We start from the raw sequence: 19,802 nt of genomic DNA, 5'->3' as shown, positions 1-19,802 counted from the left end.
AATGACAAACGCATTGGAACGGTTGCAAAAAGTGATCGCACAAAGCGGTGTAACCTCCCGCAGAAAAGCGGAAAAACTGATTGTTGACGGAAAAGTCAAGGTTAACCATAAAACAGTAACCGAATTGGGAACAAAAGTAGCCCCCCATGACGATATTGAAGTGAATGGGGTGCGGCTGGAGAAAGAAGCACCAGTCTATTATATGCTTTACAAACCAAGGGGCGTCATTTCCAGTATTCAGGATGATAAAGGCCGTAAAGTTGTAACCGATTATCTGGGAGACATTTCTGAGCGTATTTACCCGATTGGCAGACTGGACTATGACACATCCGGTATTCTGTTACTGACAAACGACGGTGAATTTGCCAATCTGCTCATGCATCCACGATATGGGGTTGATAAAGTCTATGTTGCGAAAATCAAGGGCATCCCGGACAAACGTGAGCTTCACAGACTGCGCAAAGGCATCCGTTCGGGTGATGATCTGTTAAAAATTGTAAGATATAAAATCCTTGAAACAGACAGGCACAAGAATACAATGATTATTGAAATAACGCTGCATGAAGGGAAAAACCGGCATGTAAGAAGGATGATGGAAGCGTTGGGTTATCCTGTTTCCAAATTGAAGCGGGAAAAATATGGCCTTTTGACGTTACAACATATGCAGCCAGGCGATTATCGTCCACTCACCCCGCATGAAGTTAAGAAAATGCGTCTTCTGGCAAGTGATAAAAATGTTGAATAATAGACAAATTTATCAGCCTGATTTCGTGGTATAATGGGACAAGGAGTGAGTAGATATGAGTCAAACGCTGGCAAAAGTCAATAAAAAGCGTAAGAAAAGAAACCGTCTGATTTTCCGGACGATTGTATTGGCCCTATTGCTGGTTGCCGTCATATACGCTTTAGTGTCGAATCTTACCGACGATGAAACAAATGTTAAAGCAGGTACACAGGCACCTGATTTCAAACTCGAACAGATAAATAAACATAACGAGCGTGAAACCGTTCGGCTGAGTGATCTGGAAGGAAAAGGCGTTATGCTGAATTTCTGGGGTACATGGTGCGAACCGTGTGAAGATGAGATGCCCTATATGGAATCACTATACCCTGAATACAAAGATAAAGGAGTTGAAATTGTCGCGGTCAATCTGGATACAACAAAATTCGTCGTTGATAAATTCATTAATAAATATGATTTGACCTTTCCCGTACCATATGATTCCAATAAAGAAGTGATGAACGCTTATAATGTTGAACCACTGCCAACCACATTTTTCATCGACCCCGATGGAGAGATTGTGAAAGTCGTGGAAGGCGGTCTGACACTGGAAAAAATAGAAGGCTATCTGCAGCAAATACAGCCTTGATGCATTTATTGTGAGGGATACGAATGAACAAGATAAAATGTGAATGCGGCCATGTGAATCCCGAGGGGACAGTACTCTGTGAGGCATGCGGCAAACCTGTTGAAGAAAATCAGCATATTGATGGGAATGATCAGCGGAAATTGCTCAATATGCGGTATGAAGGAAGCGCACGCCGATCCCAGACATATAATAAGTCAATCGTTGACAAAATATGGAACTTTTTTTCGTCTGTCAAAATTGGTGTCTGGTTAATCGTGCTGGCCCTGATCGCATCAGGCATCGGCACCATTTTTCCCCAGGAACAGTACATACCAGCTGATGCCGTGTCACGTGATCCATCCATCTATTATGAAGATCAGTATGGCATTTTGGGACTGATTTATTATCAGCTGGGCTTTCATAACTTATACAGTTCATGGTGGTACCTGCTGTTAATCGCCTTAATCGGCATTTCACTGGTCATTTGCAGTATCGACCGGTTTGTCCCACTGTACAAAGCATTAAAAAAGCAAAAACCTAAGCGTCATACACAATTTTTGAAAAGACAGCGCTTATTCAGCGAAACCGACCAAGTAACGGATGAGGACAAAACAAAGCTGCTGTCAGGTCTCAAAAAAAAGCGGTATAAAGTCTATGAAGCGAATGGTCATATAATGGCGGAGAAAGGCCGTTTTTCCCGCTGGGGGCCATATGTTAATCATATAGGTCTGATCATTATCTTAATTGCTGCCTTATTGCGCATGACGCCGTTTATGTATCTCGATGAATATGTTTGGGTGAGGGAAGGTGAACGAACCGTTATTCCAGGCACTGATGAAGAATATTTTATTGAAAATGAGCAGTTCACGCTGGAAATGTATGATGAAGATGATGAACGCTTTCAGGAAGCAATCGAGCAGCAGGGCATGGTTGAAGAAAACTTTCAGACAAACGCCGTGATTTACAAAAAGGCAGGTCAAGATGTGGCAGGGGCAGAACCGGAGCTGGAAAAGGTGACAGATGGCGAAATCCGTTTGAACCAGCCGCTGAAATTTGACAAATATACCCTGTATCAGGCAGGCTATCAGCAAAACGAGTTTCAGAGTATGGCATTCAAGGTTCATGAAAAAGATGATCCTGAAGAAACATCACTAGGATCATTTACGGTTGATTTAACGGACCCGGAAGAAACGTATCAATTGGACAATGGTTTCAGCGTAGCCGTTAGTCAATATTATCCTGATTATGAGCTGGACGAAGGTGAACCAAGGTCTAAAACAAATTATCCAAGAAATCCGGCTTTCGTTTTTACCGTACAGCCTCCTGGCGATACAGAACCTGAAATGAGTTTTGTCGGTATCGGGCGAAATGTTGATGCAACCGGTGAAAATGACTATAAGCTGGGCATCGAGAACTTTGAAACACGTTACGCCAGTGGTTTGACGGTAAGAGTTGATCATACGTTGCCATTCTTCATTATTGGGGCAGCCATTTTCATGATTGGTGTCATTCAGGGAATGTACTGGCAGCATCGCAGAATCTGGCTTCATCCGGAAGGCGATGGTATCATGATGGCCGGACATACCAATAAAAACTGGTTTGGTTTAAAGAAAGATATTGAAGCTATTACAGAAAATACCAACGTGAAAATGGTTGACGATCAGCAGGAAATTGATAGCTGAGCTGCCGGAACTTGAAGGAGGATATAAATGGATTCATTACTTGGTATCAGCAGCACGATGCTGTACACGGCGTTTGTCCTGTATTTAATAGCCACGCTTTTCTTTGGCGCGACAATTAAAGACAAGAAAAAGGATACGAATAAAAATATCGTAGGGACTATTGGTATTACGATAACGATTATCGGGTTTCTGGCGCAAATTGTTTATTTTATTACAAGATGGATGGCAAGCGGACATGCACCTGTCAGTAATCTGTTCGAATTTGTGACATTTTTTGGCATGTCTCTGGTATTTGCATTTATCATCCTTTATTTTATTTACAAGTTAAATATATTGGGGTTGTTTGCTCTTCCAATTGCCATGATTTTAATTGCCTATGCCAGTATGTTCCCAACTGAAATTGCACCATTGGTTCCTTCGTTGCAAAGTCACTGGTTATACATCCATGTCACAACCGTTGCACTGGGTCAGGCCATTTTAGCAATCAGTTTTGTAGCAGGTTTGATTTATTTGATCAGGCAGATTGACCAGTCTGTCCGGAGCAAACGGACGACGTGGCTGGAAATCATTTTATTTGGCCTGTTTATCTTTATTGGCTTCAGTGCCATATCGACGGCTTTCAATGTTTCCGGATATAGTGCCGAATTCGAATATTCGTTTAACGGTGAAACGACCACTACGGATTATCATTTGCCCCCGATTGCCGGTCCGAATGAAGGTGAACTGCTGACAGGAAACCGGATGGAATCACTGTTTGATGCACCAGGCTGGATGAAGGGTGTTGACGCAGCGAGGAAATTTAACACACTTATCTGGTCGGTGCTTACCGGATTAGTGCTGTATGGATTAACCCGGTTAATCTTACGTAAGCGCGTTGGAGCGGCCATACAACCATTTCTGAAAAAGGCAAAACCCGACATGCTTGATGAAATATCCTATCGTGCAGTTGCCATCGGATTTCCGGTGTTTACATTAGGTGGTTTAATCTTTGCAGCTATCTGGGCACAAATTGCCTGGGATCGCTTCTGGGGATGGGATCCGAAAGAAGTCTGGGCATTGGTTACATGGTTCTTTTATGCCGCATTCCTGCACCTGCGCTTGTCCAGAGGGTGGCATGGTGAAAAATCGGCTTGGCTCGCAGTGGGCGGATTCGCGATAATTCTGTTTAATTTGATTGCTGTTAACCTGCTTTTAGCAGGCCTTCACTCCTACGCGTAAGACATTAAAAGCTTCTAACGTCCGGTAGCGATGTACGAAAATTATAAAAGGGGGCGTTCAGATGGAGGAAAATCCAAAAATATTGGTGGTAGATGACGAGGATCGGATTCGTCGCTTGGTTAAAATGTATCTTGAAAAAGAAGATTTCATTGTGGAAGAGGCGGAAGACGGAAAAGAAGCACTAGAACTTGCACGCAACACGGACTACGATGTCATTTTGCTGGATATTATGATGCCGGAGATGGACGGCATTGACGTGACGAAAGAATTGCGCAAAGAAAAAATGACACCGATTATCATGCTTACAGCAAAAGGTGAGGAATCCAATCGTGTTCAGGGTTTTGAAGTGGGAACTGATGATTATATTGTCAAACCTTTCAGCCCGCGGGAAGTTGTCCTTCGCGTCAAAGCTGTGTTGAGAAGGGTGGCGTCCAATAAATACGAGGAAGCTGAGAAGCCAACGAAAAATCTGCTCGTTTTTCCGCACTTAACGATCGATTATGATGCTCACCGTGTAACAGCCGATGGCATCGAGGTAAGTCTAACTCCGAAAGAATACGAGCTATTGTGTTTTCTGGCTGAAGCACCGGATAAAGTATTCAATCGGGAAGTCCTGCTGAAGGAAGTATGGGAATATGAATTTTTTGGTGACTTGCGGACAGTTGACACACACGTTAAACGTTTGCGGGAAAAATTAAATCACGTATCCAAACAGGCGGCAGATATGATTGTAACGGTCTGGGGTGTCGGATATAAATTTGAGGTAGATGATGCATAATGTTTTGGCGCAGCGTTGTAGGCAAGCTAGCAATAACCATCCTATTGCTAGTTTCTTTTGTATTATTTATTTTAACGATTTTATTATTGGAGTTTTTTGAAACCTTTCATGTCAATGAAGCTGAAAAAGAAATGATGCAGACAGCAACAAAAGTGTCCCGTATCGTTGAACAACATGATGATCAGGCACTGGCGCTGGAAAATGCAGAATTGGTAAAAGACCCGGTAAGCCGGCTTGCCGTTATTTATGATGATGGGACATCACGGACATCTGACAGTACGGATAATGATTTAAACGAACTTGATCCACAATGGCTGCGGAATGATGAAGACTTGAGGGATGTTTTCACCAACGGTCAGGATGTTAAAAAAGATACAATGCTCCCGAGCAGTCATGTTGAAGCCATGATTGTCGGTACTCCGATCGAGCAGGGTGGCGCTGTCTTTATTTACCAATCCCTGGATATTGTCAATCAGACCAAAGCGGAGACGACTAAAATCATCTTTCTGGCTGCCGGGATTGCCATTATTTTAACGACTATTTTCGCTTTCTTTCTGTCAACACGAATCACATCACCATTGATAAAAATGAGAGAGGCCGCGCTTGATTTGACAAGAGGGGAATTTAATACGAAAGTGCCGATTCTGACCCATGATGAGATCGGTGAACTGGCGATGGCCTTTAACCGGATGGGCAGACAGCTGAAATTTCATATTAATGCCTTAAGGCAGGAAAAGGAGCAAATTTCCAACATTGTCAGCTCGATGGCTGATGGGGTCATTACGTTGAACCGCAACGGGGATATGCTCGTGACCAATCCGCCAGCAAAACAATTTATACACAATCTATATTATGAAAATGGTATGGAGCCTGAGGACGATCATCTGACAGCCCCCGAGCCATTAAACGAAACATTACGCAGTGTCATCCACGGGGAAAAAGAAGTAATCCGCGAAATCAATACACAGGGGCGTACATGGGTCATGATCATGACACCGTTATATGACCAGACGTATGTGCGCGGAGCTGTCGCGGTTATCCGGGATATGACAGAAGAAAGACAGATGGACAAGATGCGTAAAGATTTTATTGCTAATGTTTCCCATGAATTACGGACGCCGATTTCAATGCTGCAGGGATATAGCGAGGCAATTGTTGATGATGTTGCGGAATCAACAGAAGAAAAGAACGAGCTGGCACAGATTATTCATGAAGAGTCCCTCAGGATGGGCAGGCTTGTTAATGAATTACTGGACCTAGCCCGAATGGAAGCAGGCCATACCCGGCTAGACAAGACGATGATTGACGCCGAATCGTTTGTAGAACGCATTTTAAAAAAGTTTAAAGGGATTGCTGAGGAAAGTCATGTTCAATTAATATCTGAAAGGCATCTGTCGGTATCAATGATTTCTATCGATACCGATCGAATTGAACAGGTTTTCACGAACTTGATTGATAATGCCATCAGACATACAAAGCAACATGGTTATGTCAAAGTTGTTGTTGAGGGGACTGCCACTGAACTGCATGTATCCATAGAGGATAACGGTAGCGGTATACCGGAAGAAGATATACCGTTTGTGTTTGAACGTTTTTACAAGGCTGATAAATCACGGACACGCAACGGCAGAAAGAAAGGAACAGGACTTGGTCTGGCCATTGCCAAAAATATTGTCGAAGCGCATGATGGGACCATCACCGTACAAAGCAAACTGAATGAAGGGACAATGTTTGACATCAGGCTTCCCTTGTAAAAATTGTTTATCATCATGCCTAGAAAAAACAGCATCCCTATGCTACGATAGTTTTGCAACGAAATAGGAATACGAGATGTTGGTGTATTCACTTAATAGGGAATCCAGTGCGAATCTGGAACTGTCCTCGCAACTGTAAGTGATCGACGAAATAAGCGTTAACCACTGTATGGGCTGACCATATGGGAAGGGCTTAAAGTAGGTGAGCATCATGAAGTCAGTAGACCTGCCAGCATCGCATGTTTCAATGCTTCGGGGATTTGAGTGTTTGGGACAACCGGAACTGCCATATGGTACTGTTGTATGTTTCGATTGTCTGATAAGCCGACCTTTGAACAACCGCTTGAAGGAGGTTGGCTTTTTTTTATTTTGGGTGGGTGACATACGCGTACCAGTCAGGTTTTGGTTCCCGCGCCCGCTTCTCCACACACAAACAGAGACATAGGAGGAATTGGAAAATGAACAAATGGTGGTTGCCTTTAGCAATATTACTCGTTGTTATTGGACTGATGACAGGCTGTGGTGCCGGGGAAGAAAACCAAACCGAATCAAACAATGGTAATTTGCAGACTGCTACAAATGAAAATACAGATGGAGAACTTAGTGAAGACGAGATTCGTATTACGATAAGCCAGGATAATGGGAAAGAATACATTGATGAAAAAGAAATTGCAATTGAAGAAGGCGCCATTTTAATGGATGTACTGCAGGAAAACTTTTATGTGGAGACTGAGGAAGATGGCCAATTTATAACGTCCATTGAACGTGTTTCCGCTGAAGAAGATGAACAAAAGGCGTGGATTTTCGAGGTTAATGGTGAAAAGGCAAATGTGGGTGCTGCCGAATATGAACTGTCTCCGGGTGATAACGTAACATTTGATTACCAGGCATGGGAATAATGAATGAATACATATAAACTGACGCTGCTGGCGTTACTCGCTGCTCTTGCGGTTGTCGGAAGAAGTGTATTTGCCTTTCTTCCCAATGTCCAACCGGTCACATCTTTGATTATCATCTGCGGGTTGGTGCTTGGCCCGCTTGCAGCTGTCATCCTGGCGGTATTGACAACATTTCTGTCGAACATGCTACTGGGAATGGGGGTTTGGACCATATGGCAGGTCACATCCTGGGTGCTCATCGGATTAGTAAGCGGCTGGATCGGCAAATATCCGGGTCGGCTGCCGATTTATGTATATGCGGTCATCTGCGGTTATTTTTATGGCTTTATCATATCGTTAACAACATATTCGATCGCCGGGAAGTTTTGGTCCTATTATTTGGCTGGCCTGCCGTTTGACACATATCATGCGATTGGAAATGCTGTCTTCATATTCGTGCTGTATCCAATCATCAGCCATTTTTTCAAAAAATATGCCACGAACCGTTTTCAGTTGCAGAATACGAATCACTAACACATAGAAAAGCGTTCCTTTGTAATAGGACAGGAGCGCCTTTCTCAGTTTGGCTTTTCTTTTTATATGATGGTATACAGGAATCCGTCATCGAATACGTCAGACAGGAATCCGTCATCGAATACGTCAGACATGACTCCATCTTCACCCAGCTTCATATTTTTCTGGATCCCCAAGGAATGGCTGATCAGCGACTTTAATTGAATCGGTCGGACATCCTTCACAGGCATCCAACATATCGTCTTCCAATACTTCAGGTACTTCAGCAGTCCCTTCATTGTCATCCAGAACGACATAGGCCAGTGCCTCATCGTTATAATCATATATATTCGGAGCTGTGGTACCGCATGCACCACAGGCAATGCATGTTTCCTGATCAACGATTGTATATTTTGGCATGAAACGCCTCCCCACCAGTAAAACAACTTTCAACGCCTATCTTTTATTATAAATCGGTATGTTACACATTTCAACTTGGCTGTAACATGTTATGATGTGAATGACAGCCCAACGTTTTATCATGGGATATGTTGGCTGAAGGGGGGGTGAGCTGTTGTTGTTTGATGCTATCGTCTTAACAAGTTATGCCAAGTTTCATGGGAGTAGAAGCGTTTCGGCCGTCTATCATTTGCTGACCGGGAAACGTTCAATCCAAACGGTCCAAGATGCACATATTTATCAGTTGAATGATTTTTATGGAATTTATCCGACGTTACAGAAACAAGCATTTGACGAGCACATACATAGATTATCTGAACTTAACCTGCTTACATTCACTAACCAAAACGCTGGTTTGCCAACCAGCAAAGGGAAACACAGGATGGAGCAGCAGGATACGTACGGGCCTATCCAATACTTCAAGGGGCTGCTCTACCATCGTAAAGCTTCGGTTTTTTGGGAACGCCTGCTGCTACTTATCCAAACCATGACAAACAGTAAAGTGAATCATTTCCATTTCATTCCAATTATTGACAAACCGGTTGTGGCGGATTGGGTAAAAACACAATACCTTAAATGGAAAAACCATCGGACATGTTTCCTGAACCAGCTTTATGATGAGCTTTTTAGGCTGCTGCAGCTTTTTCCGGAAAGAGAAGCAAGTATCGTTGTTGACAGTCTGACAAGTTATAACCATTACGGGATGAACAGTTTTCAGCTTGCGAATCATTATAGTCTGAAACAAATTGATATTCCTTTAATCCGAATGGCGATTATGCATCAGATGCTGACAGTCATCAATCAGAATACGAAGGCCTACCCTTTTCTGGCACAAATGGTTTATGAACTGCCGCAAACGACACCGTTGACGAATTCGGCGAGTAAAACCAGAGAATATTTGGACAGGCACTATTCGGCAGAGGAAATAGCTGAGATGCGCCAACTGAAATTAAATACCATCTATGATCATATGGTCGAAATCGCCCTTTATGATCAAACGTTCCCACTTGAACACTACGTAACGCCGACGGAACAGGCGGAAATTCGGGCGGCTATTGACAAGACAGTATCCTTTAAACTCAAGAATATTAAGCAGGAAGTCAGTGAAACCATCAGTTATTTCCAAATAAGACTCGTTTTGGCCGTGGAAAAAATATCGTAGCCAGGTGATGCCATTGATAAAAGATATGCTGACAGAGCAGTTGAAGAAACAATTTCATATTTCCGGATTCCGTCCGGGACAGGAAGAAATTATTGAAGATGTCATGCGAGGCAGCGATGTGTTGGGGGTACTTCCGACAGGTTCTGGAAAGTCACTCTGCTATCAGTTACCTGCAACCCTGTTAGACGGAACGACGATTGTTGTTTCGCCGCTTATTTCTTTAATGGAGGATCAGGTTAAACAGTTAAAAGCAATCGGAATCAAAAGAGTTGCCGCACTGAACAGCTTTATGCTTCCGGGCGAGAAGACGCAGGTTTTACAACAATTGGAACAGTACAAGCTGATTTATCTGTCACCGGAACTCCTGCAGCAAAATGAAGTAATCAGGCATCTCAGGCGCGTGAACATCGCTTTATTCGTCGTCGATGAGGCCCATTGCATTTCCCAGTGGGGACATGAATTCAGGCCTGACTACTTACGTCTTGGAGATATTTTGTACCAATTACATAACCCGGCGGTACTGGCCCTAAGTGCGACTGCCACCAAAGAGGTCCAGCTGGATATTAAAACAGTGCTGAACCGGCCCAGGATGGTCGATCATATTTATCCGATGGACCGGGAAAATATAACGTTGATGGTGGAGAAGGTTAACGACGACCGGGAAAAACAGGTGATCATAACCGAATTATTGAAAAAATATCGCGTCCCGACACTGATATATTTTTCAAGCAAACGGAAAACAGAAGAAATTGCTGCCTGTTTATCTGAGAACCTATCAGATCATCGTATTGCGTTTTATCATGGCGGGATGGATCAACTGGACAGAGTTACCATCCAACAGCAATTTATGAATGATCAGCTTGATATCATCTGCTGTACAAGTGCGTTTGGAATGGGCATCAATAAGCAGGATATACGGTTGATTTTGCATTATCATTTCCCTTTACAGATTGAGTCCTTTCTCCAGGAAATCGGCAGGGCTGGTCGTGATGGCAAATCAAGTGTCAGTTTGTTACTATATTCACCGGGGGACGCCATCATCCCCAACGCTATTATTGAAAATGAATTACCGCCAAGTGAAGGCTTACATGACTTGTTCAGGAAACTGTACCACTTATATTCCGAACGCTCTCAGATGCCGCCAGAAGAGCAGCTGCTGGAAAAACTACAGGTTAATGAGATTCAATGGCGGTTTTTGCGCTATCAAATGGAAAAACATGGGCTACTTACGGAAAAACGGCTGAATAATGATCCCAAAAGTTGGGATGAATCGATCCGGAAAATCAGTCAGTTTATTGACACACGATCCGCCTTGAAAGAACGAAAACTTCAGGAAATGTTAAACTGGATTTTTGAAGAAGGTTGCCTACGACAGAAACTATATGCTGTCTTCCAGGATCATTACAAGGCCCCGACAAACGGGTGTTGCAGCAACTGTGGATTCGCATTCGAAAACTGGAATCCGGAACAGACACAACCTGATCACATCATATTTAATTGGGAAACCAGGCTAAAAAAATTATTGCTCATTGGGGACTATGAAGGTGAAACAGAGTGACATCGTTAAGCAACTGACCGATAAAGAACTGCAACAGCAATTGATTGTTTCACAGGTGCTTCTTTTGGGACTGGCATTCGTGTTAAGTTTCCTGTTATTTGACAGGATGATTGACTGGCTTGATTATATCAGCCTGACCCTAGCCGACATCGTCTATTATGGCGTATTGCCGGGTGCAGTTATTGTTGTTGTTGATATGTTGCTTATGGCTTTTTTTCCGAAAAAATACTATGACGATGGCGGCATTAATGATAGAATTTTTAGAAACCGGTCCATAAAAGGCATTTTGGGCCTTGCATTACTGGTTGCCGTTACGGAAGAGTTGCTATTTCGTGGGGTCATCCAGACAGAATTCGGATACATCGCTGCAAGTGTGCTATTTGCACTCGTTCATATTCGTTACTTGCATAAGCCGGTATTACTTGTGTCGGTTTTATTTGTAAGTTTCTATATCGGTTATATTTTTGTATTGACTGGGAATCTGCTAGCCACCATTGCGGCTCATTTCACAGTGGATTTTGTATTAGGGGTTTTCATTCGTTGTCAGAAATGAGGTGGAGGGATAATGGAGAACAGAAAGACTGAATCGAATGACCAGGCTGATGAATTAAGGAATCTCCTGGCTGAAGTGGACAGTGGGGTTGAACAGGATAGACAGGAAGAACAGAAGCAGCAGGAAGCGGACAATATAACAGGACGAGACGTTGATATACTTAATTTGCCGCCTCGCAGGGAAGTGCACAATCAACATCACCAGCGCATGACATTAAAATTAAGCCGCGCAACGATGAGAATGCTATCGGTGATTGTCATATTGCTTCTGTTGTCTGGCACAGCATTTTATCTGTGGGGGAATGAATTGTGGGAATTAATCGTAACGATGTAGTTTCTGATAAACGCCATTAACGAAAAAGCATATGTGAGCAATCAGTGGGTAGTTTTATTAATCCTGCCGATTAATCCGCGTTTTTGGAAAAACCTTATAGCCTCGATAAAAATACAAATAATAATTATCATGTTCAACAATAACGTCAGCAGCATATAGTATAGTAAAGGGATCAGTTGCTGTTTTTACCGGGAATATCTTATGTAAAAGAGGGGGATGCTTTATGCGTATTGAGCGGGTGTCCAATAACCAATTCACCATTTTTCTCACCTTTGATGACTTAATAGACCGGGGTTTCACAAAAGAAGATTTATGGTATGATGCAGCAAACGTGCGGAATTTGTTCAGTGACATGATGTATGAAGCAAGTACTGAACTGGGGTTTGAACTGGAGGGTGTCCTGCTGGTTCAGGTGCATATGATGCAGGCCCAAGGAATGCACGTGGTCGTCACGCAGAAAGGAAGCAACTCCAGCTGGGATGAAGATTTTGTGGAGATGAAAGTGACACTGGATGAAAGCCGGGAATTAATTTTCTCTTTTGATGATTTTGAAGATATCATTCAGGTTGCGTCCAATTTAACAACACTCGGTATACATGGTGGCCAAATATATCATATGGATAACCGTTACTATATGTTAATGCATGAAGATGACCTTAATCAAAATGATCGGGAAAACGTCATTGCGATCTTGTCGGAATTTTCATTTCCAAGCATTATTACATCCTACAGATTGAAGGAATATGGAAAAGAAATTATGGGATCGTTAGCGGTTGAACGGACCATGGATATGTTCTAGAGTTAAAATAAAACCGCACAAAATCCGGGAGTGGAATCGCTTTCGTCTCTTCTGTGCCTTTTCTAAAGAAAATCAATTTATTTTATTGCATATTTATTGGGAAAGTGTATACTAATCTCTGAGTACAGCTATAATTAAAATATTTTTATGATTATCTAGGAGGTAAATTCATGGTAGCCGACAACGCAGCAGACTCTACCAAGGGGCAAAATGAAAGTACAGATGTATTAATTTCAACGCGGACTGTTGTTAAAAATGCATTGGAGAAATTGGGTTACCCTGATGAAGTATTTGAGTTGATGAAAGATCCGATGCGTATGATGACCGTAAGAATCCCTGTCCGGATGGATGACGGTTCCATTGAAATTTACACGGGGTACCGTGCTCAGCACAATGACGCTGTTGGACCAACAAAAGGCGGTGTCAGATTCCATCCGGGTGTAACGGAAAAAGAAGTAAAAGCTTTATCCATCTGGATGAGTTTAAAAGCGGGCATTGTTGATCTGCCATATGGCGGCGGAAAAGGGGGTATTATTTGTGATCCGCGTGACATGTCGTTCCGTGAACTGGAAGGGCTGAGCAGGGGTTACGTCCGGGCAATCAGTCAGATTGTCGGCCCGAATAAGGATATTCCCGCACCTGATGTGTTCACAAACTCACAGATAATGGCGTGGATGATGGATGAATACAGTCGTATTGATGAATTCAACAACCCGGGCTTTATTACAGGGAAACCAATCGTTCTGGGCGGTTCACATGGTAGAGAATCTGCGACTGCTAAAGGTGTGACGATATGCATCAATGAAGCTGCCAAGAAACAAGGTATTGATGTTAAGGGAGCAAGAGTGGTTGTTCAAGGTTTCGGGAATGCAGGAAGTTTCCTGGCGAAGTTTCTGTATGATGCCGGTGCCAAAATCGTAGGTATATCAGATGCTTACGGCGCCCTCCATGATCCTGAAGGTCTCGATATTGATTATTTATTGGACAGAAGAGACAGTTTTGGAACCGTGACAAAACTATTCAATAATACAATATCCAACAAGGAATTACTGGAGTTGGATTGTGATATTCTTGTGCCAGCAGCCGTACAAAATCAAATTACCGAAGAGAATGCCCATAATATTAAAGCAAGTATTGTTGTCGAAGCTGCTAATGGCCCAACCACTCTGGAAGGAACAAAGATCCTATCAGAACGCGGTAAATTACTTGTTCCTGATGTGCTTGCCTCTTCAGGTGGGGTCACGGTGTCCTATTTCGAATGGGTGCAGAACAATCAAGGCTATTATTGGACAGCAGAGGACATCGACGAGAAACTTCATGAAATTATGATTAAAGCTTTCAATAATATTTACAATACGTCCGAAACGAGACGTGTTGATATGCGATTGGCAGCTTATATGGTTGGTGTCCGCAAAATGGCCGAAGCAGCCCGGTTCCGTGGCTGGGTATAGAACAGAGGCTGGAAGCTGGATGTCAGATGTCGGTTAAAACCTCGAGATAAATGTGAATTCGAATCTAGTGACGAAAAAACTCTTATCATGTATAGTTGGATAAGAGTTTTTTATTGGAATTATAACATAAGGAAGTGCGATACTGATGCAAACAGAACATACCATCATTGTCGGGGGCGGTCCCTGCGGCATGTCATGTGCCATTGAACTGCAAGAACATGGCATTAACCCGCTAATCATCGAAAAAGCGAATATCGTGAACACAATCTACAATTTCCCGACACATCAAACATTTTTCAGTTCAAGTGATAGACTGGAAATCGGCGGTGTCCCCTTTATAACGGAAAAGCAGAAGCCTGTTCGTAACCAGGCATTGGCTTATTACCGGGAAGTATCCAACCGAAAAAACCTACGGGTACATTCATTTGAGAAGGTTCATAACATCACCTCTTCTCATGGCGATGGTTTCCAGGTGGAAACGTTAAATGAAAAAGGGATCACCCAAACGTATTCAGTTGCTAACGTGATCATTGCAACCGGCTATTATGATCAGCCGAATCATATGAATATTCCTGGTGAAGAATTGCCAAACGTGATGCATTATTTCAAAGAAGCCCATCCCTATCATAATAAAAATGTCGTTGTTATCGGCGGCAAAAATTCCGCTGTCGATACAACACTTGAACTGCACAAAGCCGGAGCGAATATTACCGTGTTATATCGCGGAGATCATTATTCCAAAAGCATCAAGCCATGGATATTGCCGGAGTTCGATTCACTTGTTCGTAAAGAAATTGTGCAGATGGAATTTAATGCAAGTGTGCAGGAAATTACGACCGATAAAGTTATCTATACGACAGGAAGTGAAACAAAAGAAATCGCGAATGATTTTGTTTTTGCCATGACGGGATATAAACCGGATCATCAATTTCTGAAGCATACAGGGGTAATGGTCGATGAGAAAACCGGTCGCCCATATTTCCAAGAAGAAACCATGGAAACGAATGTGCCTGGCATTTATGTGGCTGGTGTTGTTGCGGCAGGATATAATAACAACGAAATTTTTATCGAAAATGGCCGCTACCATGGCGGTATGATCGCCAGAGCCATCACATCCAAAGGATAACAGCAGATATTAGGCTGTTATCCTTTTGTCTGTCGTTTCCAACCCTGCTAGTCAAAAACGCTCATCCTTCAGATGATCACTTAATCAGTTTGTTCAAATATTCCTTTTAATTTCTTAGCGTCGGTTGTCGTTTCCAATGTGATTAGCAGCTTAAGCCGAGCTTTGGGTCCTGTCAGTCCGTTAGCGAAAATGACACCCATTTCTTTAAGCTGTTTGCCGCCGCCATCATAACCGTAAGTCGGCTGTACAATTCCCTGATAACATCTTGAAACTAATATAACCGGTATATGACCTTGTATGATACGTTCTAATGAGGCCAGCATATCTTTCGGCAAATTGCCCTGACCCAGTCCCTCAATCACAAGTCCATCCGGTTTTGCCTGATGGACAGCATCCATTAATCCCTCGTTCATGCCCGCATATGCTTTTAACATATACACATTCTTAGTGATTTGATTGATGGGCCAGGTCTGTCTGGATAAAATCGAATGGTGGAAAATGATTGATCCCTTTGTCACAATCCCGATCGGCCCATATTGTGGGCTTTTAAATGTTGCTACATTACTGGTTGACGTTTTCGTTACATTACGGGCGGTATGAATTTCATCATTCATGACAACCAAAACACCCTGATCGTAAGCCTGATCACTGGCAGCGGTTCTTAGTGAGCTGATCAGGTTATAAAGAGCATCTGAACCAATTTCATTGGCTGACCGCATGGCCCCCGTCGTAATGACTGGCTTGTTTGTTTCTAAAACCATATCCAAGAAATAGGCTGTCTCTTCCAGTGTATCCGTTCCATGTGTTACAACAAACCCGTCATAATCACGTGTACGTTGCGTAATTTCCTTTGCGACCTGCAGCATATGGTGGGGAGTGATTTGCGGCGAAGGCACCGAGAAGGGAATTATCTCATCGATATGGGCAAAGTCCGCAAATTGATCGGATAAATCTGTTAATGGGTGTTTAGGTGTCGTTGTCACTTCCCCTGTGTGTTTATTTTCCAGCATGGATATCGTTCCGCCTGTATGGATAATAAGAATCGCTTTCAAAACAATCACCTTTCCTGCAGATTATTTTCATTTACATGGCTTTATTGTATGATAAATATGATGATAATAGCGAAAAGAGGTCCTAGCATGATCGCGCTTTTTTCGGCAGGTATTGCGCCTGCTTTTGCATTGATGGCTTTCTTTTATCTAAAAGATCGATTTACCGAACCATTGTCACTAATGGTTAAAACATTCCTTTTTGGTGCTTTGCTCGTATTCCCAATCATGTTCATTCAATATGGGTTTATGGCTGAAAATATGAGTGACAGTTTTTTGATCCAATCTTTTCTGCTGTCAGGACTGATTGAGGAATTCTTTAAATGGTTCATTTTTTTATATGTGATTTTCCACCATACTGAATTTGATGCGCATTACGACGGGATTGTCTACGCGGTTTCCATCAGCCTCGGGTTTGCAGCGGTTGAAAACATCCTATATCTATTGACTAATGGGATTGAGCATGCCTTCACAAGAGCACTATTTCCGGTTTCATCCCACGCATTATTTGGTGTCATGATGGGCTATCATTTCGGTAAGGCTAAAAAGAGCAAACAGAACCGAAACTGGCATATTCTATTGGCTCTCCTGGTGCCGTTCCTCTTGCATGGCACCTATAATTACATTCTTAAAATCGTCTCAAGCGGCTGGCTATTGCTGCTCATACCCTTTATGACCGGTCTTTGGTTCATGGCACTGCATCGCATGAAGACTGCCAATCAGCAGGTTATTTACAATGCATAACGAAAAAACTGGAAATATAAAATCCTTTGTATCGAATGAACGGGTGCAAAGGATTTTTCTATTGAGCCGCTTACAGATGAATAAAAAAATCATTTCGTAAAAAAATAGGTCCAACATGATAATGCAGGAGGTAAGTACATGACCAATAAAAAAATGTACCTATTCATCATTATAGGTTTTTTGGCAATTAGTCTGCAAATGTCATATCCGGCCAAACCGGCAAACGCATTCTCAGGCCAGGTCATTCAGCAGGGCGCAGTCGGGGAAGATGTGATTGAGTTGCAGGCTAGGCTGCAATATCTCGGTTTCTACAACGGTGAGATTGACGGCGTCTTCGGGTGGGGCACCTATTGGGCATTACGTAACTTTCAATATGAATTTGGAATCGAAATTGATGGCCTCGCTGGGGCCGGAACCAAAGATAAATTGGCTGCAGCGAGCGAATATGACAAGGAATATGTCCATACCCAATTGAATCAAGGAAACGACTTTACACATTATGGGGGCACGGATAAATCCAAACAATCCAAACAAAGTGGCGACAACAACAATAATACGACTAACACTGGTAATGATAATACAAACAATCCAAACACCGGTAATGATACGGCGAATGAAGGTGCCGAACCGACAGCCGTCAATGTACCACAAGGATTCTCACAAAATGATATTCAATTAATGGCAAACGCTGTAAACGGCGAGGCGAGAGGGGAACCTTACGTTGGCCAGGTAGCGGTGGCGTCTGTTATTTTAAACCGTGTTGAAAGCCCGACATTCCCCAATTCCGTTTCCGGAGTCATTTTTGAACCGAGAGCCTTTACAGCAGTAGCAGACGGCCAAATCTGGCTCACACCAAATGAAACGTCCAGGGAGGCTGTTCTGGATGCCATCAACGGCTGGGACCCTTCAGGAAATGCGATCTATTACTTTAATCCGGTTACGGCCACATCAGATTGGATTTGGTCGAGACCGCAAATTAAAAAAATCGGTAAACATATATTTGCTAAATAGAAAGGAGTGAGGGCAAATGCTACGATGGATTTTAATTGGTGTACTGACATTAGGGGTTGCTGGAGCAGGTTTTTGGGGATACCAGGAACATCAGGAAAAAAATGCTGTGTTGATACAAGCGGAAAACAATTATCAGAGGGCCTTCCATGAGCTTTCTTATCACATGGACCTGCTGCACGATAAAATTGGAACCTCCCTGGCTATGAACTCAAGAGAACAGCTTTCCCCGCAAATGGTGGAAATATGGCGACTGACTTCTGAGGCTGTTTCCAACGTCGGACAGCTGCCATTGACATTAATGCCATTTAATAAAACTGAAGAGTTCCTGTCGGATATAGGTGATTTCACTTATCAGACAGCTGTAAGAGACCTGGAGGAAGAGCCACTCAATGACAAGGAAGTCAAAACACTAGAGAATTTGTATGAACAATCCGGTGAATTAAAAGATGAACTACGACAAGTCCAGCATACTGTTCTGGATGAAAATTTGCGGTGGATGGATGTGCAATTAGCTTTAGCCACGCAGGATGAGCAGTCCGATAATACGATTGTTGACGGCTTTGAAACCGTGGAAAAGAAAGTAGAAGGGTATGCTGAGAGTAATACAGACTCGGCACTTACCGGGACATCAGCAGAAGAACATGAATACCAGAATCTGACCGGGGAAACAATTGATCAAGAAGATGCAGCGAAAAAAGGTCAGGCGTTACTCAATGTCGAGAACCCAGATAACTTAAATGTTACGGAAAGTGGTGATGGAGCTGACGTACCCATTTACAGCATCTCTTATCAAAACGGTAACAAAAATGGTTATCTTGATATAACAGAACAGGGGGGGCATCCGCTCACACTGCTGGTTAACCGCGAGGTGCAAGAAAAAAATATCAGCTTAAATCAAGGATTGGAAAAGGCAAAAGATTACCTTGACGAATATGATTTTGACAATATGGACGTTTTTACCAGTAATCAATTCGATAATGTCGGGGTTTATTCTTTTCTCTATAACCAGGATGGGGTGCGGATATACTCCGATGCCATTGAGCTGAAAGTAGCTCTAGATAACGGGGATTTACTCGGACTGACAGCGCGAAACTATTTTATGAACCATAAGGAACGGGATATACCGGAACCGGATCTGACGATTAAGGAAGCAAAAGATAAAGTCAATCCGGATGTCCAGATTAATGAAGAACATACTGCGGTTATTGACAATGATATCGGTGAAGAAGTGCTCGTTTATGAATTTCTTGGTGTGCTTGGTAATGAGACCTACCGGATTTTCATCAATGCCATGGACGGCACTGAGGAAAAAGTGGAAAAACTTGGCGGAACAGAAATCAATTATGCGTCCATATTCCAGGGAAAGATTTAGGTCTTTCCCTTTT

20 protein-coding genes and 1 riboswitch are annotated in these 19,802 nt (G+C 42.8%); of the genes, 18 read left to right on the top strand and 2 right to left on the bottom strand.

The genetic code is table 11. The features are described 5' to 3' along the window. Position 1 precedes the first annotated feature (1 nt). The 8 genes from ACFQ4A_RS02730 (at position 2) to ACFQ4A_RS02695 (ending at position 8,193) form a co-directional block, all read left to right on the top strand. Positions 2-745, top strand: coding sequence for a pseudouridine synthase (locus ACFQ4A_RS02730; RefSeq protein ID WP_382397309.1), 744 nt, complete (start codon positions 2-4; stop codon positions 743-745). Between the two features lie 55 nt (positions 746-800). Then, the gene (gene resA / locus ACFQ4A_RS02725) at positions 801-1,370 is read left to right on the top strand and encodes a thiol-disulfide oxidoreductase ResA (RefSeq protein ID WP_382397307.1); all 570 of its coding nucleotides are present in this window, start codon (positions 801-803) and stop codon (positions 1,368-1,370) included. Between the two features lie 23 nt (positions 1,371-1,393). Continuing rightward, a complete protein-coding gene (gene resB / locus ACFQ4A_RS02720) occupies positions 1,394-3,031 on the top strand; it encodes a cytochrome c biogenesis protein ResB (protein ID WP_382397305.1) in 1,638 nt (545 codons plus the stop codon). A gap of 27 nt (positions 3,032-3,058) precedes the next feature. Further along, positions 3,059-4,249 (top strand): c-type cytochrome biogenesis protein CcsB, encoded by a 1,191-nt coding sequence (gene ccsB / locus ACFQ4A_RS02715; RefSeq protein ID WP_382397303.1) that lies wholly within the window; start codon positions 3,059-3,061, stop codon positions 4,247-4,249. Between the two features lie 61 nt (positions 4,250-4,310). Beyond that, positions 4,311-5,027: a response regulator transcription factor gene (locus ACFQ4A_RS02710; protein ID WP_382397301.1), complete on the top strand. Its 717-nt coding sequence runs from the start codon at positions 4,311-4,313 to the stop codon at positions 5,025-5,027. Next, positions 5,027-6,781: an ATP-binding protein gene (locus ACFQ4A_RS02705; protein ID WP_382397299.1), complete on the top strand. Its 1,755-nt coding sequence runs from the start codon at positions 5,027-5,029 to the stop codon at positions 6,779-6,781. The genes ACFQ4A_RS02710 and ACFQ4A_RS02705 overlap by 1 nt, the downstream gene beginning before the upstream one ends. Positions 6,782-6,844: 63 nt before the next feature. After that, a riboswitch (cobalamin riboswitch) is annotated at positions 6,845-7,029 on the top strand. A 210-nt stretch (positions 7,030-7,239) separates the two neighbouring features. Beyond that, entirely contained in the window at positions 7,240-7,680 is a 441-nt protein-coding gene (locus ACFQ4A_RS02700; protein ID WP_382397297.1) for a DUF4430 domain-containing protein, read from the top strand. A 3-nt stretch (positions 7,681-7,683) separates the two neighbouring features. After that, positions 7,684-8,193, top strand: coding sequence for an ECF transporter S component (locus ACFQ4A_RS02695; protein ID WP_382397295.1), 510 nt, complete (start codon positions 7,684-7,686; stop codon positions 8,191-8,193). 144 nt (positions 8,194-8,337) lie between these two features. Here ACFQ4A_RS02695 and ACFQ4A_RS02690 read toward each other — a convergent pair whose 3' ends face one another. After that, a complete protein-coding gene (locus ACFQ4A_RS02690) occupies positions 8,338-8,592 on the bottom strand; it encodes a ferredoxin (protein WP_382397293.1) in 255 nt (84 codons plus the stop codon). 154 nt (positions 8,593-8,746) lie between these two features. Between ACFQ4A_RS02690 and ACFQ4A_RS02685 the strand changes: the two genes are divergently transcribed. From ACFQ4A_RS02685 to ACFQ4A_RS02655, 7 genes are all read left to right on the top strand, one after another. Further along, on the top strand, positions 8,747-9,793 hold the full coding sequence (locus ACFQ4A_RS02685; RefSeq protein WP_382397291.1) for a helix-turn-helix domain-containing protein: 1,047 nt from the start codon (positions 8,747-8,749) through the stop codon (positions 9,791-9,793). Positions 9,794-9,800: 7 nt separating this feature from the next. Further along, the gene (locus tag ACFQ4A_RS02680; RefSeq protein ID WP_382397289.1) at positions 9,801-11,351 is read left to right on the top strand and encodes a RecQ family ATP-dependent DNA helicase; all 1,551 of its coding nucleotides are present in this window, start codon (positions 9,801-9,803) and stop codon (positions 11,349-11,351) included. Beyond that, positions 11,332-11,904: a CPBP family intramembrane glutamic endopeptidase gene (locus ACFQ4A_RS02675; RefSeq protein WP_382397288.1), complete on the top strand. Its 573-nt coding sequence runs from the start codon at positions 11,332-11,334 to the stop codon at positions 11,902-11,904. The genes ACFQ4A_RS02680 and ACFQ4A_RS02675 overlap by 20 nt, the downstream gene beginning before the upstream one ends. Positions 11,905-11,916: 12 nt before the next feature. Then, entirely contained in the window at positions 11,917-12,237 is a 321-nt protein-coding gene (locus tag ACFQ4A_RS02670; protein ID WP_382397287.1) for a hypothetical protein, read from the top strand. Positions 12,238-12,460: 223 nt separating this feature from the next. After that, the gene (locus ACFQ4A_RS02665; RefSeq protein WP_382397286.1) at positions 12,461-13,036 is read left to right on the top strand and encodes a genetic competence negative regulator; all 576 of its coding nucleotides are present in this window, start codon (positions 12,461-12,463) and stop codon (positions 13,034-13,036) included. 170 nt (positions 13,037-13,206) lie between these two features. Next, positions 13,207-14,487: a Glu/Leu/Phe/Val family dehydrogenase gene (locus ACFQ4A_RS02660; protein ID WP_382397285.1), complete on the top strand. Its 1,281-nt coding sequence runs from the start codon at positions 13,207-13,209 to the stop codon at positions 14,485-14,487. 145 nt (positions 14,488-14,632) lie between these two features. Continuing rightward, positions 14,633-15,613 (top strand): YpdA family putative bacillithiol disulfide reductase, encoded by a 981-nt coding sequence (locus ACFQ4A_RS02655; protein ID WP_382397284.1) that lies wholly within the window; start codon positions 14,633-14,635, stop codon positions 15,611-15,613. An 80-nt stretch (positions 15,614-15,693) separates the two neighbouring features. Here the strand turns inward: ACFQ4A_RS02655 and ACFQ4A_RS02650 are convergent, their stop codons facing one another. Next, positions 15,694-16,665, bottom strand: coding sequence for an asparaginase (locus tag ACFQ4A_RS02650; protein WP_382397283.1), 972 nt, complete (start codon positions 16,663-16,665; stop codon positions 15,694-15,696). 87 nt (positions 16,666-16,752) lie between these two features. Between ACFQ4A_RS02650 and prsW the strand changes: the two genes are divergently transcribed. From prsW to ypeB, 3 genes are all read left to right on the top strand, one after another. Next, positions 16,753-17,406, top strand: coding sequence for a glutamic-type intramembrane protease PrsW (gene prsW, locus ACFQ4A_RS02645; protein ID WP_382397282.1), 654 nt, complete (start codon positions 16,753-16,755; stop codon positions 17,404-17,406). A 138-nt stretch (positions 17,407-17,544) separates the two neighbouring features. Further along, complete coding sequence (gene sleB, locus ACFQ4A_RS02640) at positions 17,545-18,417, top strand: spore cortex-lytic enzyme (protein ID WP_382397281.1); 873 nt, start codon at positions 17,545-17,547, stop codon at positions 18,415-18,417. Between the two features lie 16 nt (positions 18,418-18,433). Next, on the top strand, positions 18,434-19,789 hold the full coding sequence (gene ypeB, locus ACFQ4A_RS02635; RefSeq protein ID WP_382397280.1) for a germination protein YpeB: 1,356 nt from the start codon (positions 18,434-18,436) through the stop codon (positions 19,787-19,789). The last annotated feature ends 13 nt before the right edge of the window (positions 19,790-19,802 follow it).

The sequence above is a fragment of the Lentibacillus salinarum genome (assembly GCF_042679865.1).
Lineage (GTDB): Bacteria > Bacillota > Bacilli > Bacillales > Amphibacillaceae > Lentibacillus > Lentibacillus salinarum.
The sequence above is the reverse complement of the archived record's forward strand: the minus strand, read 5'-3'. Positions and strand labels throughout refer to the sequence as shown.

What these genes read in the sequence shown, in the direction of transcription:
- ACFQ4A_RS02730 (WP_382397309.1), top strand. Translation starts at nt 2, where the DNA reads ATGACAAACGCATTGGAACGGTTGCAAAAAGTGATCGCACAAAGCGGT.
- resA (WP_382397307.1), top strand. Translation starts at nt 801, where the DNA reads ATGAGTCAAACGCTGGCAAAAGTCAATAAAAAGCGTAAGAAAAGAAAC.
- resB (WP_382397305.1), top strand. Translation starts at nt 1,394, where the DNA reads ATGAACAAGATAAAATGTGAATGCGGCCATGTGAATCCCGAGGGGACA.
- ccsB (WP_382397303.1), top strand. Translation starts at nt 3,059, where the DNA reads ATGGATTCATTACTTGGTATCAGCAGCACGATGCTGTACACGGCGTTT.
- ACFQ4A_RS02710 (WP_382397301.1), top strand. Translation starts at nt 4,311, where the DNA reads ATGGAGGAAAATCCAAAAATATTGGTGGTAGATGACGAGGATCGGATT.
- ACFQ4A_RS02705 (WP_382397299.1), top strand. Translation starts at nt 5,027, where the DNA reads ATGTTTTGGCGCAGCGTTGTAGGCAAGCTAGCAATAACCATCCTATTG.
- ACFQ4A_RS02700 (WP_382397297.1), top strand. Translation starts at nt 7,240, where the DNA reads ATGAACAAATGGTGGTTGCCTTTAGCAATATTACTCGTTGTTATTGGA.
- ACFQ4A_RS02695 (WP_382397295.1), top strand. Translation starts at nt 7,684, where the DNA reads ATGAATACATATAAACTGACGCTGCTGGCGTTACTCGCTGCTCTTGCG.
- ACFQ4A_RS02690 (WP_382397293.1), bottom strand. Translation starts at nt 8,592, where the DNA reads ATGCCAAAATATACAATCGTTGATCAGGAAACATGCATTGCCTGTGGT.
- ACFQ4A_RS02680 (WP_382397289.1), top strand. Translation starts at nt 9,801, where the DNA reads ATGCCATTGATAAAAGATATGCTGACAGAGCAGTTGAAGAAACAATTT.
- ACFQ4A_RS02675 (WP_382397288.1), top strand. Translation starts at nt 11,332, where the DNA reads ATGAAGGTGAAACAGAGTGACATCGTTAAGCAACTGACCGATAAAGAA.
- ACFQ4A_RS02670 (WP_382397287.1), top strand. Translation starts at nt 11,917, where the DNA reads ATGGAGAACAGAAAGACTGAATCGAATGACCAGGCTGATGAATTAAGG.
- ACFQ4A_RS02665 (WP_382397286.1), top strand. Translation starts at nt 12,461, where the DNA reads ATGCGTATTGAGCGGGTGTCCAATAACCAATTCACCATTTTTCTCACC.
- ACFQ4A_RS02660 (WP_382397285.1), top strand. Translation starts at nt 13,207, where the DNA reads ATGGTAGCCGACAACGCAGCAGACTCTACCAAGGGGCAAAATGAAAGT.
- ACFQ4A_RS02655 (WP_382397284.1), top strand. Translation starts at nt 14,633, where the DNA reads ATGCAAACAGAACATACCATCATTGTCGGGGGCGGTCCCTGCGGCATG.
- prsW (WP_382397282.1), top strand. Translation starts at nt 16,753, where the DNA reads ATGATCGCGCTTTTTTCGGCAGGTATTGCGCCTGCTTTTGCATTGATG.
- sleB (WP_382397281.1), top strand. Translation starts at nt 17,545, where the DNA reads ATGACCAATAAAAAAATGTACCTATTCATCATTATAGGTTTTTTGGCA.
- ypeB (WP_382397280.1), top strand. Translation starts at nt 18,434, where the DNA reads ATGCTACGATGGATTTTAATTGGTGTACTGACATTAGGGGTTGCTGGA.